14 protein-coding genes are annotated in these 14364 nt (G+C 42.2%); 6 read left to right on the forward strand and 8 right to left on the reverse strand.

The genetic code is table 11. The annotated features are described in order from the left end of the window. Positions 1–146: 146 nt before the first annotated feature. The 6 genes from HGR01_RS32210 to HGR01_RS32235 all read right to left on the reverse strand — a co-directional run bounded on the left by HGR01_RS32210 (position 147) and on the right by HGR01_RS32235 (position 4094). Positions 147–302: a hypothetical protein gene (locus tag HGR01_RS32210; RefSeq protein ID WP_155538983.1), complete on the reverse strand. Its 156-nt coding sequence runs from the start codon at positions 300–302 to the stop codon at positions 147–149. Beyond that, positions 283–996 carry a heterocyst differentiation pentapeptide repeat protein HetL gene (gene hetL, locus HGR01_RS32215; RefSeq protein WP_045868194.1) on the reverse strand — a complete coding sequence of 238 codons (714 nt, stop codon included), beginning with the start codon at positions 994–996 and terminating at the stop codon, positions 283–285. The genes HGR01_RS32210 and hetL overlap by 20 nt, the downstream gene beginning before the upstream one ends. A 23-nt stretch (positions 997–1019) precedes the next feature. Continuing rightward, positions 1020–2132: an NAD(P)H-dependent flavin oxidoreductase gene (locus HGR01_RS32220; protein ID WP_096621905.1), complete on the reverse strand. Its 1113-nt coding sequence runs from the start codon at positions 2130–2132 to the stop codon at positions 1020–1022. A gap of 3 nt (positions 2133–2135) precedes the next feature. Then, a complete protein-coding gene (locus HGR01_RS32225; RefSeq protein ID WP_155538981.1) occupies positions 2136–2315 on the reverse strand; it encodes a hypothetical protein in 180 nt (59 codons plus the stop codon). 262 nt (positions 2316–2577) lie between these two features. Continuing rightward, positions 2578–2940: an ArsR/SmtB family transcription factor gene (locus HGR01_RS32230; protein WP_045868193.1), complete on the reverse strand. Its 363-nt coding sequence runs from the start codon at positions 2938–2940 to the stop codon at positions 2578–2580. A gap of 263 nt (positions 2941–3203) precedes the next feature. Beyond that, positions 3204–4094: a WGxxGxxG-CTERM domain-containing protein gene (locus HGR01_RS32235; protein ID WP_045868192.1), complete on the reverse strand. Its 891-nt coding sequence runs from the start codon at positions 4092–4094 to the stop codon at positions 3204–3206. A 700-nt stretch (positions 4095–4794) separates the two neighbouring features. Between HGR01_RS32235 and HGR01_RS32240 the strand changes: the two genes are divergently transcribed. From HGR01_RS32240 to HGR01_RS32255, 4 genes are all read left to right on the forward strand, one after another. Beyond that, on the forward strand, positions 4795–5376 hold the full coding sequence (locus HGR01_RS32240) for a hypothetical protein (protein ID WP_045868191.1): 582 nt from the start codon (positions 4795–4797) through the stop codon (positions 5374–5376). A gap of 200 nt (positions 5377–5576) precedes the next feature. Then, positions 5577–6584 carry a zinc-dependent alcohol dehydrogenase family protein gene (locus HGR01_RS32245; protein WP_045868190.1) on the forward strand — a complete coding sequence of 336 codons (1008 nt, stop codon included), beginning with the start codon at positions 5577–5579 and terminating at the stop codon, positions 6582–6584. A gap of 221 nt (positions 6585–6805) precedes the next feature. Further along, positions 6806–9007, forward strand: coding sequence for a pentapeptide repeat-containing protein (locus tag HGR01_RS32250; RefSeq protein ID WP_228045417.1), 2202 nt, complete (start codon positions 6806–6808; stop codon positions 9005–9007). 673 nt (positions 9008–9680) lie between these two features. Then, entirely contained in the window at positions 9681–10535 is an 855-nt protein-coding gene (locus HGR01_RS32255) for an SDR family oxidoreductase (protein WP_045868189.1), read from the forward strand. A 6-nt stretch (positions 10536–10541) separates the two neighbouring features. Here HGR01_RS32255 and ilvN read toward each other — a convergent pair whose 3' ends face one another. Then, positions 10542–11063: an acetolactate synthase small subunit gene (ilvN, locus tag HGR01_RS32260; protein ID WP_045868883.1), complete on the reverse strand. Its 522-nt coding sequence runs from the start codon at positions 11061–11063 to the stop codon at positions 10542–10544. Positions 11064–11341: 278 nt separating this feature from the next. Here ilvN and HGR01_RS32265 point away from each other — a divergent pair, with 278 nt between their 5' ends. After that, positions 11342–11728 (forward strand): BON domain-containing protein, encoded by a 387-nt coding sequence (locus tag HGR01_RS32265; RefSeq protein WP_045868188.1) that lies wholly within the window; start codon positions 11342–11344, stop codon positions 11726–11728. Positions 11729–11983: 255 nt separating this feature from the next. Here the strand turns inward: HGR01_RS32265 and HGR01_RS32270 are convergent, their stop codons facing one another. Beyond that, on the reverse strand, positions 11984–12964 hold the full coding sequence (locus tag HGR01_RS32270; protein ID WP_045868187.1) for an alpha/beta fold hydrolase: 981 nt from the start codon (positions 12962–12964) through the stop codon (positions 11984–11986). 593 nt (positions 12965–13557) lie between these two features. Between HGR01_RS32270 and infC the strand changes: the two genes are divergently transcribed. After that, positions 13558–14091 carry a translation initiation factor IF-3 gene (gene infC, locus HGR01_RS32275; protein ID WP_045868186.1) on the forward strand — a complete coding sequence of 178 codons (534 nt, stop codon included), beginning with the start codon at positions 13558–13560 and terminating at the stop codon, positions 14089–14091. The last annotated feature ends 273 nt before the right edge of the window (positions 14092–14364 follow it).

Consider the following 14364-nt stretch of genomic DNA (forward strand, 5'->3'; position numbering starts at 1 on the left):
GTTGGTTGAATAGGTAATTGAAGCTGACACGTAAATAATTAATGCCAAAGCTAACGGGTTGTTGTGGTATTTGAAGGGACTGACATCACGAACAGCAGATGAGTACCACTACTGATGCACCGCCAATTTGGTAGATTGCTTTTCAACTATATAACTGGAAGCGAATTATAGAAGGTGCCGTTAATCATTCTTAATATAATGTGGTGCGTCTGTGTGCCTAGCAATTGCTGAAGGAATGGGCGATCGCATCTTTGTTGAATATTGGAGAGCGATCGCACATTTTTAATCATGGACTTTGCCATCAGGCATAATTGCGCCTTGGAAGTCTACATCTGTGAGAATAGCGCCTGTCAAGTCTGCGCCTTTTAAATTGGCGTTGCGGAGGATGGCGTTGCTGAGATTGACATAGCTTAAGTCTGCATTTTGTAAACTCGCTTTTGTTAAATCTGTGGGCATATCTCCCCACTGCACTCTCCGGCTGAGGTTTGCTCGACACAATTTTGCGCCATCTAAGTTGGCGTGATGCAATGCAGCAGCTCTCAAGTCAGCGTAGCTCAAGTCTGCTCCTGTCAAAACCGCATATCCCAAATCTGTACGCTGATCGGAACTAGGGCGTAAATCTGCTTGAAATAACAGAGAACGAGAAAGCTTGACACCAGTTAAATTAGCGCCACATAAACTAGCTTTGATTAAATTCGCCGCTTCTAAATTACTCTTAATTAAGTTTGCACCAGTTAAATCTGCTTCTCTGAGGATTGCACCATACAAGTCTGCTTCACTTAAGTTTGTTCCCCAGAGGATAGATTCACTTAAATCTGCTTCACGCAGACAACCTTGACTGAAGTTAGTTTTACCGAGCCTAGTCTGACGTAAATCAGCATAGCTAAAATCTGCACCACTGAGGTTGACGTTTGTTAGCTCTGCTTCTTGTAAATTGACTCGCTGAAAATTTCTTTCTCCAGTACCGTAACGCTTAAGAATTTCATCCAAATTCATATCACTCAACTTTTGATTAATAATTAAAGCGCAATCGCCGTTTGAGGCTGGGTTAACTCTGCCATCAGTTCGGCAATAGACACGATTCGCTCAGTGTACCTAACATTCGCGCCAGAAAAGATTAAACCATTCTCTACATCACCTTGTCCTGCTCTAGCAAGGGCTTGTAGCAAACAGTAGGTTTTACCACTATCACGACACAGACATGATTCTAAACAATTGGCAATGCATCGCCGCTCTATTGATGATGAACCTGCGATCGCATTTTCTGCAAATGCATTACGTAAAGCCCGGCTAGGTTTGCCTACAGGACTAGGCACTGTCATAATATCTTCTGCACAAGCCTGAAGATGAAATTCTTTATAACGGCGATCGGCATCACATTCCTCTGTAGTAATAAAGCGCGTACCAATTTGCACACCATCTGCTGCGATCGCTAACATCTTATCAATATCACCCCTATCCCAAATTCCTCCGGTGACAATCAACGGTATACTCACACCTAACTGATTTGCAAAATACTCCCGTAATTGTGCAATCACCGACGCAATTGAAAATCCTGGGGGATTAATCTGTTCGCACTGGCTAAAATGTCCGCCTACCTTCTGGCAATTTTCCACAATAAAAGCATCAGGTAAGCGATTGTAACGTTTTTGCCAAACTTGGCAGATGAACTGCGCTGCTTCCACATTAGAAACACTTGGCACCAGCGCTACATCAGGATAGTCTGCAGTATACTCTGGTAAAGTCAAAGGTAATCCGGCTCCAGTAATAATTAAATCTGCTCCTTCAGCCGCAGCAGTCTGAGCCAATACTGGATAATCTTTAGTAGCAACTAAAATATTTACGCCGATTACACCATCTGGACTGATACTGCGCGCCTTAGCTAGTTCATCAATCAAAGCGAGTTTATTCGCTGTAAAAAAGCTACCGCGTTTGCGTTGGTCAAAATCAGGAGAATACAACCCCAGTCCCAGAGATGCAATGATACCCACTCCGCCTTCATTAGCAACAGCACCAGCTAACTTCGCGCCCGCAACACGCACAGCCATTGCACCTTGAACAATAGGATAGCGGGCAATATGTTTACCAATCCGTAGGGGAGGAAGGACATGGGTCATAACAGACTTGTTCATTTATTAACTAAATAGCTGATAAGTAATTTTATCAGTGAGGTGGTCTGTTTGACAGGTTTTAATTGGGCATTGGGTAATTGGTAATGGGTAATTGGTAATTGGATTTGTCGTTGCTTCTTTCTCCCCTTCCCCTGCTCCCTGCCCCCTTGCCTCTTCCCCCTCATCCGATCGCTCCAGCCGCACCAAGCATCGCTAGTTAGCTTGTAATTGATAGTATCTCTTCTTTTCTCTACTTATCAGCACCCTTGCGCTAAGGGTGCTTTTATTTTTGCTGTATAAAATATGGGTAAAGGTAAAAGGTAAAAGGAGAATTACCGATATTTCTGGCATTTGTAGAGGGTTGTGTATCGTCCGTGCGGTTGTTTTGAAGCAACCAGAGAATAGGGAACAAAGAATAGAAAATAGGGAACAAAAAAGCTAATGGTGCGCGGCTAGTCCGAGGTTATCAAAAACCAGCTGTATTGCCCCTTATACCTTTGAGGCTTTCCACCTGTTGTAGAATGCGTTCACTAATGCGATCGCACGCTAAATCACAGAGTTCAAAAATCATTGGATCTGCAATCTCGTAATAAGCACTGGTACCTTTAGGCTGACGAGATAAAATCCCTGCCTGAGTTAACACTTTGAGATGCTTAGACAAATTTGCCTGTCCCAAGCCAGTCGCTTCTGCAATTTCCATCACATTCATTGACCCTGACTTTAGACAAGTTAAAATGTGTAACCGACTCACCTCTGATAGCACCTTGAAATAGTCAGCAACCGCTGCAATCACAGCAGGTTCAGCCTCGGATGGCTTTGTTTCTAACATATGGAGATTTAATGTTTAGCATAAGAAGGGTGTCTTACTTAATAAGTATATTGACATTATTATGCGTTTAGCTTCATCGTCTCTCTACAGATAGAGGGAAAGGCTATTCCTATGGCAGAAGTCTTGCAGCAAATCAGCAGTTAGGTTATACGTTGATAAAAAAGCCTTCACTATATCAGAGAAGGCTTTTGGCAGTAAGAAAACTATTTCACTCAAAAGGCAATCGCCTGATGCTCAGTGGCTAACCAAAACATTTCAGCGATTTAATATCTTGTTGAGGAACCAGAACCTGTAACTTGATTAGGATCTGCATAAGCTTTGGGTGTTTCGCGCTTACGAGCTAAACCGGCTAAACCAGCTAACCCTAATAAACCTAACCAACTCCAATCAGAACCACCGCGATCGCCTCTGACATCGCTAGTTTCTCGTAATGAGGGGTCAGTTGTGGTGCCTGTGCCAGTTCCCGTAGTTCCTGTACCTGTTGTACCAGTGCCATCAGTACCTGTGGTACCTGTGCCATCCGTGCCAAGACCTGTTGTGCCTGTACCATCAGTAGCCGTGCCTGTGCCTGTAGTGCCAGTACCAGTAGAACCTGTACCTGTTGCGCCTGTGCCAGTTCCTGTGCTATTAATGCCGCTACCTGTGGAACCTGTGCCTGTTGTGCCTGTACTATCAGTGCCTGTGCCGGAAGTACCTAAACCAGAACCATTACCTGTGGTGCCAGAACCAGAGGTACCTAAACCAGAACCGCTACCTGTGGTGCCTGTGCCGGAAGTACCTAAACCAGAACCACCACCTGTAGTGCCAGAACCGGAAGTACCTAAACCAGAACCACTACCTGTGGTGCCAGAACCAGAGGTACCTAAACCAGAACCGGAAGTACCTAAACCAGAACCGCTACCTGTGGTGCCAGAACCGGAGGTACCTAAACCAGAACCGCTACCTGTAGTGCCAGAACCGGAAGTACCCAAACCAGAACCACTACCTGTGGTACCTAAACCAGAACCACTTCCTGTACCAGCGCTACCACCAGAAGAACTGCCACCACCAGAAGAGCCACTTTGGGCTGAGGCAGACATACTTAAGGGTACAGCAGTAAAACTGAGAGCAAACACACCAGCCAAAACAACTTTAGATAAATTCCAATGCCTCATGATTATGGTTCCTTAATTTAATTGATATTTTCGTGATTGATAGATTGTCAAAATGCTGTTGCAAATGAATATGTTACTCAATTCAGTCTTTTGAAACACGACAGATTGAGGAACCCGCCAACTAATGGTGAAAGGTTTCAAAACATCCGGTAGATAAGATTGGAAGAAAGCCTGGGCAGTTTTCAGCGATAGTTAAAGAACAAGAGCGTTCTCATTATTTTCATAAGGATTTTTATCTTCTGAAAAAACTTCTGCTTTTAGTATGATCCTGGTACTTGATTTAGAACTGCAACATTAAAGGAACAATATTTTGTACCCTCGTAAAAACCCCCACGACGGTTTGCTATCCGTCAAGGTAACTTTGATTAAGAATAACTGCTGTCGTTTGCCTAAACGTCTATCAGAAGATTAAAATCACTTCTATCAAAAGTATTAGCCTACCCTTGCTCATCAAGGGCTTTTGTTGAAAATCAATGGTTAATGATTCTTCGAGTATTTATGATAGTTTCCATAGCCAAAAGATTGATTTTCTTAAAAAGACAATATCTATAAAATTTGACAGTTTAATATTTTTTAAATTACATCTTTAGAAATATTGTCAAAATAGCAAAAATACTATTAATTTATCCTCTTTGTTAATAACTAATATTTCTAACTAAAGATACTCATATTTTAGCGATCGCGATTTTAATATACAAATATGACAATAGTTACCAGGAATCGTCTGCATCAATCGGTAATACCTTCTGAGAGTTTAGCTCAACAACGTCTTGCAGACGAGCGAATGCAAGATGTGAAGCTATTACTACAAAATTTAGCTCATAGTGAAGAAGCAACTATTAAACTAATTATTGATTGTCTCTATGATATTGGCTCGGTTAACTTAATTAATCAAAAATTGCGATCGCGTATTTTAAACCGCACCATGAAATCAATTGCCAGAATGTCTAAACCGGTGTTTAGAATTTTTGCATGGCATTGGTTTCAAAAGAACTGTCCGCAATTAATTGCTGATTGGCTAAAACTCAAGGTTGCTTTTGAAGATCCAACAGAATTACCTCAAGAAATCGCTGTAGCAGCTTCAGAAGTTAAACCATACTCTCAGTTAGAAGTAGACAAGATGAGCCGAGAGATTAAAACTTTGCGTCAGCAAGTCCGATGGCTAGCTGGGGTTTCTGTGGCTGCGCTTTCGGCTTTGGGGGTAACAGTGACTATATTAAACCGCACTCCAGAAGCGCCATTACAAAGTACACAGCAAATACAATCGATACTGCATCACTAGCAATACTACTCGGTGAAGCGTTTTGAACCCAAAATTGGTTTTGGGGAAAAGGTTAAAGGTTAAGGGTTAAAGGTTTTTTCTTTCCCTTGAACCATTCCCCTTTTTACCCTTAACCGAAAAGTCTTCGCATCACTAGTTACAGAGACACGCTAAAGTTGCAAATGTGCGTGCATCTAGCTGGAGTTAGGAGGAAAAAACTTATGAAAGCAGTCTTAATGACAGCCGCAGGTAGCCCTGATGTACTAAAGGTACAGGAAATTACCAATCCTGGTGTTCCTGTAGGAGATACGGAACTTTTAGTACGCTTGGTAGCAGCTGGTATAAATCCCATCGATACAAAACTTCGTCAACGAGGTACTTTTTACCCCGAACAAATGCCTGCTGTTTTAGGATGTGATGGTGCAGGTGTGGTGGAAGCGGTAGGTGCTGGAGTGCAGCGCTTTCGCCCAGGGGATGCGGTGTATTTCTGCTATGGTGGCTTAGGCTCACACCAAGGCAATTATGCTGAATATACTGTTGTCGATGAGCGCTTTGTCGCCCATAAACCGAATTCTATATCTTTTGCTGAAGCCGCAGCCGCACCTTTGGTATTGATTACTGCTTGGGAAGCTTTATATGAACGGGGAAGGCTAGAACCCAAGGAAAATGTTTTAATTCATGCGGGTGCTGGTGGAGTTGGTCATGTGGCAATTCAACTAGCTAAACTTAAAGGTGCGAATGTCGCTACCACAGTCAGTTCTCAAGATAAGGCGAACTTCGTTAAAGAACTCGGTGCTGATGAAGTCATTTTTTACAAACAAACTGACTTTGTGCAAGCCGCTTTAGATTGGACGAATGGCGAAGGGGTAGACTTGGCTTTTGATACTGTTGGTGGCGAAACCTTTGGTAAAACTTTCCCCGCAGTCCGAATTTATGGCGATATTGTGACGATTCTAGAACCCGATCCCAAAACTGTTTGGAAAGTTGCGCGAAACCGCAACCTCCGCATTGGTTTGGAATTGATGTTAACACCGATGGTTCAAGGCTTAGTAGAAAGTCTTCAGCACCATGCAGAAATTCTCGAACAATGCGCCACTTGGATCGATCAAGGGAAGTTAAAAATCCATGTTAGCCACAAATTTACTTTAGAAGAAGCAGCAAAAGCTCACCAATTACTTGAAAATGGCTCGATCGCAGGTAAAATTGTTCTGCTGATGAGCGATGAATAGTAAACAACAGTTTGAGTAAATTTTTTTGGCAACACCAAGGCTTGCAAAGGAAAGCGCAAAGGCTCACAGAGAAACTGCAGAAAATCGGTGGGAAAGACTACTCCTTCAAGGGGTGGGATGAACCGCCGCCCGCCGACTTGGGGCATGGGGAATGGGGCAAGGGAAAAGCCACCAATGCCCAATGCCCAATGCCCAATGCCCGCGAAATCTCACTCCCCTTTATGGGTGGGATGAGCTTAATTTGTGTAACTTTGCGTTTTACCTCTGCGTTCCTCTGCGTTTTATTAATTATCTTCTGCTTTGCTCTCCCAGCCTCCGCAGTTCAAACTTCTCTACAACGTACACCCTTAACTCTGGAACTGTTACAAGAAAGGGTGCGTACACCCATACTGCGGGAAGGTAATTTAACAATAGATTTGCGGCAGATGGTGATTGATTTACGCCCAGAAAATGCCAGTTTCCGCGATGCTTTTTATCAACTGCTGCGGAAAGAATTACAAAAAACTGGTGCGAAACCTTTGGGTTTAGATTTGAGCTATTCTCTGATTCAAGGGGATTTTATGGGTAGTGAGTTGGGTTTAAGAACTCCCCTTTACGCCCAAGAAATCGCCCCCATTTTTACCCCAACTGAACAAGAGCAATTAGAAAATTTGCGCCTTGTTTGCTTACAATCATTAGCAGTTTCCTTACCCAACGCTAAAGACTGTCGATCGCTATTAGGAACGCAGCCAGATACATCTAGTGAAATTACTGTATTTCGTGGCTCTTTGACACTAGTAAATACTCGCTTTAATGGCGAAGTATGGTTTCCTAATATTTTCTTCCTGCAGTCTGTAGATGCCCAAGGTGCAACATTTATCCAGCCTACCAACTGGACAGAAACTAGATTCAGCCGGGCTGTCAGCTTTACTGGTGCTACCTTTCGGCAATTAAGTAACTTTCAAGGCAGTATTTTTTTTAACAAGGCTAATTTTAAACAAACTCAATTTCAGGAACCTGTTGACTTTCAAAACAGTATCTTTGAAGATATCGCCAACTTTAATCAGGCGAATTTTAAGCAGTTGGCTAAATTTAGTATTGTGCAATGGTTAGGAAATGCTGATTTTTCGGATGTGCATTTTTTCAATCAAGCACAATTTACTAAAGCTAATTTCGATCAGTTTTTGTTTTTGACAGCAGCGACTTTTGATCAAGCAGTGATTTTTCGCGAAGCGCAGTTTGATCAACCTGTGAGTCTGCAAGGTGCTAGCATTCTTAATCTGGCAGATTTTAGCGATGCTAACTTTGCCAAAGCAGCTTTTTTAGGTGTATCTGGTCTGACTTTTAATTCTAATCAAGCGAAAATATTAGGTAATTCTGGCGAAATTGGCAAGAGATTTTGCGTCACTACCTTGCAAGGAAATCAAAATGTCTTGCGGAATTTGGGGCAAAATTTTCGTCAGCAACAGCAAATAGCCGATGCAAATCAGCTCGAATATACAAAACAGCGCTTGCGGCTAATGGAGTTAACTCGGCGTTTGGTAGGGACAAATATCAATATTGCTACCGTCACCAGGTTAAATAAATTAGGTTTTTCTACAACTCAAGCAGAAGCGATCGCCCAACGTCGTCAAGTAAAACCATTCCGCAATAGCAGCGAATTACTAACTTTAGCAGATATTGATTTAGAAACCTACAGCCAATTGCGCGATCGCCTAATTGTCAGCGAACCTTTATCAATCGGTGTGTGGTTACTCCAAGCTTGGAGTTGGCTAGCGTTGAGTGTGCTGCTGTTATTGAGTGGCTATGGTACAAATATTTGGCTAGTATTTGGTGTTGGTGGTGTGGCGATCGCTTTTTTTGGCTTGCTATTTTGGTTAGTGGATCGCTATCGGCGTTTGCGTCCCGTGCCGATTATCCCCACCTATTATGAAACCATATCTATATTAATTAGTTTTAGCTGCTTAGAATTTTTGAGTTTATTAGCCATTTTCCGCAGCGCAGAACAACCTTGGCTAACCCTGGGGTGTCTTTTGATGATTATTGTCCCCATACCGATAATTTTATTAACTAGACTTTACCAGCAAGGTCGTTATCACGATTTATTAGAAGTTTCCTACTTCACAGAAGACGGTACCTTTCGCCAGCTACGTTTATTAATTGGACGCTTACCTGTGATTCCCCGAAATCCTACCTTTCGCGAACGCTATATGCATCTTTTGTGGGATCGGCGTTGGAACTGGCTGAATTATTATGACTTTAGCCTGAATAACTTAGTCAGGTTAGGATTTAACGATATTCGGATGCGAGATGAGCATTTACCCAGCATTATCGCCACATTAGGCTGGTATGAATGGAGCCTAGGTTTACTATATATTACCTTAGTTCTGTGGACACTCTCCCGCACCATCCCCGGATTGAACTTGCTGATTTACCTCAAGTGAACTAGCTATCACAAGCTTGATGAAATTAACCGCAGATAAACGCCGATACACATGGATAAAAGAGATTTTTGTTAAAGTACCAAATTAGCTGTGTTATGCCAATTTGAAAAAAGAATGCGACAGATGGATTGACAGAACTCTTATATAAAGTATAAAGAAATACAGTTCAGTTAAGAAAATTATATTGATAACAAAACCAAAAAACTAGTTACTCAACAACATAACAGAACAATAATTTTGGAGGGGGTTTGGGGGACGCAACCGTCACCCAATCGGGGGTTTGGGGGAGAATCCCCCAATTGTTCTGGCTTCTTTAATCAGTGACAAATCAATCGCTAATGAGCTTAACCCAAGCGTATTGTTATATAAAGACTAATTCTCAATCCAAAATCCAAAATCTTATTAGTCCACTACTCTGGCTTACCCAATTACAAATTATTCATCCTGTGTCTATACTGTGGCAAAAAAATTGCTCATAAAAAAATCAGTTAAAGGTAGAAACCCTACCTCTAACCGAGTTGAAAGCATTTTGTAACCAAATACCATGTCCAATATCACACAGGGTTTTGACGTGGGTATTACAAAAGCGTGACAAAGATGCGGCCGTCACAAAGCTATCATTTGTAGCTAGTGAGTGACTCTATATTTGAGAGGTTGTAGCCCAGAGAAAAAAATGCTGGCAGAAACTCGAGGTACTGTAGTAATTACAGGCGCATCCACAGGAATTGGCGAAGCGTCTGCTTTACTCTTAGATAAATTAGGCTTTAATGTGTTTGCTGGTGTGCGTCGAGAAATTGATGCTGAAAAACTTAAGCGGAAAGCCTCATCCAGACTCACCCCAATTTTTTTAGATGTTACAGATAATGATGCGATCGCATTAGCAGTTGAAACTGTCAGCAAAGCCAGCAATGGAAAGCTAGCAGGTTTAGTCAATAATGCGGGAATAGCAATTCCTGGCCCTTTAGAACTGCTCCCCATTAGCGAATTTGAACATCAAATGCGAGTTAATGTCACCGGACAACTTGCAGTTACCCAAGCATTTCTGGGTTTACTCCGCCAAGGTCAGGGGCGAATTGTCAATATGGGTTCGATTTGTGGCAAAAGTGCTGCTCCCTTTCTCGGTGCTTATAATGCTTCTAAATTCGCCCTAGAAGCAATTACCGAAGTAATGCGGCTGGAGTTGCGACCTTGGGGAATCTCCGTTTCAATTATTCGCCCAGGTACAATTGCTACACCAATTTGGGATAAATCTCTAACGCAAGCTGACATTGATAGAGATAATCTTCCCGAATTCGCACAAAATCTCTACGGACAAGCAATGAATACAGTCCGCAAACAAGTGGGGATTATGGCTAGCAAGGGAATTGCGGCGGATCTTGTCGCTCAGGCTGTTGTTCATGCATTAACTGCAAAACAGCCCAAAACGAGCTATCTCGTAGGACAAGACGCGAAAATTGCTTCATTGCTCAAGTATCTTTTACCCGGTCAAGTCTATGACCGTTTGGTTTTAGCTTCTATGGGTTTGTAAGTCTTGCTAACTCACCTTTGCTTCCAAAGACTTAAGCAACTCAGTATTCACACCAGATTCACGTGTCAGCGCAATTTTGCCAGTCCGGGCGATTTCCCTCAGACCAAATTTTTGTAACACTTGCACAATCGCCACTATTTTACCGGGATCGCCTACTACTTCCAGCGTGAGAGAATCTTCTGCGACATCTACCACTCGCGCTCGGAAAATCTGAGATAGTTCGATGACTTCAGAACGGTTGCTGCTAGTAGCATTCACCTTGATGAGCATCAATTCTCTTTCTACACAGGGAGTTTCGGTAATGTCCTGCACTTTGAGAACATTAACTAGCTTATAGAGTTGTTTGGTGATTTGTTCGATCACGCGATCGTCACCAGGTACAACCATCGTAATTCGGGATACTCCTCCCTGTTCAGCTGGCCCTACAGCCAAGCTTTCGATATTAAAGCCGCGACGCGCAAATAAACTAGAAATGCGGGACAGAACCCCCGCCTCATCTTCTACCAAAACTGAAAGGGTATGTTTCATCTTTGCCAAAACAGGCTCAGGCATCATTTTACTAATACAAACATTAGCTAATAATTGCCCTACAAGTATTGCCTACTAAAATTTATAAGGAAATCTGTTTTCTAATTTTAAACTCAAGGCTGCACTGATTACACTTTCTGATAGAACTTAAATTTCTGGACAAATCATCCTGTAAGCAGAAACCTCTGAGCGTTGATATCTTTTCACTGGCAGATGTGGAGTATCTGTAAAAATTTTATCCTCAAATTGTACAGACCTCTTACAGGAGAAAAAATATTATGGGTTGGCTAAAAAGACTATTTGGTTTAGAAAAACCGCAAAATGCACAAGTAAATCCTGCTCCCCAAGCAGTACCACAATCTTCTAACGCTACCTTTGCTCCTGAGACTAGCGCTGCGTCTGCTTCTACTCAAACCATCCCCCCAGAACGGTTAGGTTTAAACGGAGAATACGACCAAAGTGGATTAGCCAAGCGTGTAGCATTAGCATTTGACCAAGACCAACAACTTGATGATGTTGATACTCTCTGGGTTGCTCAGACAGGCGGTACTGTAGTCCTCAAAGGTAAAGTTCCCAGCCAAGAGATTCTCAACCGCATGGTTTCTGTAGCGCGTTCAGTCAATGGTGCTGCAGGTGTTGAGACTAACCAAGTCACAATAGGTTAGTGAAATACCTTTGTTTCTAGCACATTAACAATCAAGACTGAAGTCTTGATTAATGACATCAATGATAAGTGCTTAAGCAAAATTATTTATGTCATTGCGAGCGAAATGAAATGTAGCGCAGCAATCTCCAAACCTTTGCGATTGCGTCGTTTCGCTTCCCTTCTCCTGACGGAGACGCTACGCGAACGGGACGCTACGCGAACGCTCCACTCGCAATGACAAATATATATTTAATTGTGCATGACTACTTACACATCAAAATTGTTGAGTTTCTGGGATAGATTCTGCATCGGGGATGACAACAGGCTGTTGGCTATCCTCAAGACATTGATGAATCCAATCTAAAATTACTTGGTTGACTTGCTCTGGAGATTCATCGTGGGGACAATGACCTACATCTTCTAAATTAAGCAGTTGCAATTTCTCATTGTATTGAGCAAATTGGCTACCAAGTATAGGAGGAACAAAGCGGTCTTTTTGTCCCCAAATCAACAGCATAGGAATTTGTAAGGTTGGTAATACTTTTTTGACGCTGGGGCTGAAGTTAACGCCCATAGTCGCTTTGAACAGCGCACTAAAAGCACGAGCTGAACCTCGGTCTTGAGGAGGCCCAGCTAAAATTTCTATGAGTTCATCGGTAATGGCTTCTGGGTTAGCGTAAGCCAGACTAGCCCAGCGACGTAGTACACTTGGTTGGCGTACAAAATTAAACACAGGTTTAAGTATGATTGGGGAGGCGACTATCTTTTTAACTGTCGTAATCAGCGGCATTAAAATTGGTCGCAGTCCAACTGGTATAGCTTCTTGCTCTAATGAAGGATCGGGCAAGCTCATCATCACTATACCCTTTACCATTTCTGGGTGAGCAGCAGCGGCGGCTAAGGAAATTAGTGAACCAGTTGAATTACCAATTAAAATAACGGGTTGACGAATAAATGCCTTCCAAAAATCGTAAACCTGCTCTACCCACAATTCTATGCTGTAACTAGCCGCAGCTTTTTCCGAAGCGCCAAAACCCAGCATATCCAGAGCATAGACTGTTTGGTGTGCTGCCAAAACTTCTAAATTATGCCGCCAATGACCAATAGAAGCACCAAACCCATGCAGCAAAATCAGGGGCGTTGTGTTTTGGTGATTTTGGGCAGAACGGATGTAAGTATAGCGAGTTTGCCAACCTCGCCAAATCCAGTCTCTTTGATTACCAACCCGTTGCTGCCAATGTAATCCAGTGGTCACATATTCCTCCCATGTCTCAAGAGCAAAACCCTCTCAACTTCCATATTAAGAGGGCGAAGAGAGCGATCGCATTTATTGAGAAAGTACATTGCTATGTTCTTGTTCCCTGTTCCCTAAATTAACGAGTAATTTCGTAATTCCTGCAAAAATTGCTATAAATTCAGGATTACTGCCGCAAACAGATTAAAATCAAGAAGCTTCCAAGCTCACGGCTTGACGTTATACGAATTGTAAATTATTGTATAAAATATTACATTTTATTGGCGAAAAGCTATTTTATCTGTAAACTTGCTATTCTGGAAATACACTTGTAAAACTCTATGTCAACCAAGTGTTAAATACTTGTTACAATACTTAACGTTTCGCCAGGTTGTGTAATTTAGATTAACGATTTTAGAGAAATTCTCTCATAATGAGTAGAATGACAAATACAGAATCAGACACAACCATTTTATAGATTAGTTAATCTAGAACTATGGCTGATTTTTCAGTTCTCAGTAGTTTTTATATTTTAACTCTGAGGCGTACCAACCAAAACCTAGGCCAATCAAGACCAAGCCAAATTCTTAAATAAAGAGCTCCCACAAATCATAATGCCTGTGATTGAGAAAAAAAGAACTCGCGATCTGCCCCAAATTAACGAACGTATTCGATTTCCGAAAATTCGCGTCATTGATACTGACGGTAGCCAATTGGGAATTATTACTCCCTCAGAAGCACTACAGCTAGCCGAAGAAAAAGAATTGGATCTCGTGCTGCTTAGTGACAAGGCTGACCCGCCAGTTTGTCGGATTATGGACTATGGGAAATACAAGTTTGAACAAGAGAAGAAGGCGCGGGAAGCCCGGAAAAAGCAGCACACGGCTGATGTGAAGGAAGTCAAGATGCGCTACAAAATAGAAGAACACGACTACAACGTGCGTGTCAAGCAAGCCGAGCGCTTTTTGAAAGATGGAGACAAAGTCAAAGCTACTGTTATGTTCCGGGGTCGAGAAATTCAACACAGTGACTTAGCAGAAGAATTGCTCAAGCGGATGGCTACTGATTTAGAGCCGTTTGGAGAAGTGCAGCAAGCACCGAAAAAAGAAGGCAGAAATATGATGATGCTGATTTCTCCCAAAAAGTAATCTTCCAGCTGTCTTATCTAAACAGTATAAATTACAACTGAAGATTTCACCTCGACATATAAGTCGGTAAAATTTATCCAAAGATGATAGTCCTGAATACTGAGTGGGAAAACTAATACTCAGTTGTTCAGGACTTTTGCCATTTCTAGGTAAGTTCTGTTGGTCAGGGATTGGTGACTGGGGATAAGGGAGATGAGGTAGATGAGGGGGATGAGGTAGATGGGGGAGAAAAAATAGACAAATTCCCATTACCAATTACCTATTACCCATTAC

It is taken from the genome of Tolypothrix sp. PCC 7712, from assembly GCF_025860405.1.
GTDB classification, from domain to species: Bacteria; Cyanobacteriota; Cyanobacteriia; order Cyanobacteriales; family Nostocaceae; genus Aulosira; species Aulosira diplosiphon.

Coding starts and splice junctions, on each gene's coding strand:
- infC (WP_045868186.1), top strand. CDS start 13,558: ATGCCTGTGATTGAGAAAAAAAGAACTCGCGATCTGCCCCAAATTAAC.
- hetL (WP_045868194.1), bottom strand. CDS start 996: ATGAATTTGGATGAAATTCTTAAGCGTTACGGTACTGGAGAAAGAAAT.
- ilvN (WP_045868883.1), bottom strand. CDS start 11,063: ATGAAACATACCCTTTCAGTTTTGGTAGAAGATGAGGCGGGGGTTCTG.
- HGR01_RS32230 (WP_045868193.1), bottom strand. CDS start 2,940: ATGTTAGAAACAAAGCCATCCGAGGCTGAACCTGCTGTGATTGCAGCG.
- HGR01_RS32250 (WP_228045417.1), top strand. CDS start 6,806: ATGGGTGGGATGAGCTTAATTTGTGTAACTTTGCGTTTTACCTCTGCG.
- HGR01_RS32265 (WP_045868188.1), top strand. CDS start 11,342: ATGGGTTGGCTAAAAAGACTATTTGGTTTAGAAAAACCGCAAAATGCA.
- HGR01_RS32220 (WP_096621905.1), bottom strand. CDS start 2,132: ATGAACAAGTCTGTTATGACCCATGTCCTTCCTCCCCTACGGATTGGT.
- HGR01_RS32245 (WP_045868190.1), top strand. CDS start 5,577: ATGAAAGCAGTCTTAATGACAGCCGCAGGTAGCCCTGATGTACTAAAG.
- HGR01_RS32255 (WP_045868189.1), top strand. CDS start 9,681: ATGCTGGCAGAAACTCGAGGTACTGTAGTAATTACAGGCGCATCCACA.
- HGR01_RS32235 (WP_045868192.1), bottom strand. CDS start 4,094: ATGAGGCATTGGAATTTATCTAAAGTTGTTTTGGCTGGTGTGTTTGCT.
- HGR01_RS32210 (WP_155538983.1), bottom strand. CDS start 302: ATGGCAAAGTCCATGATTAAAAATGTGCGATCGCTCTCCAATATTCAA.
- HGR01_RS32240 (WP_045868191.1), top strand. CDS start 4,795: ATGACAATAGTTACCAGGAATCGTCTGCATCAATCGGTAATACCTTCT.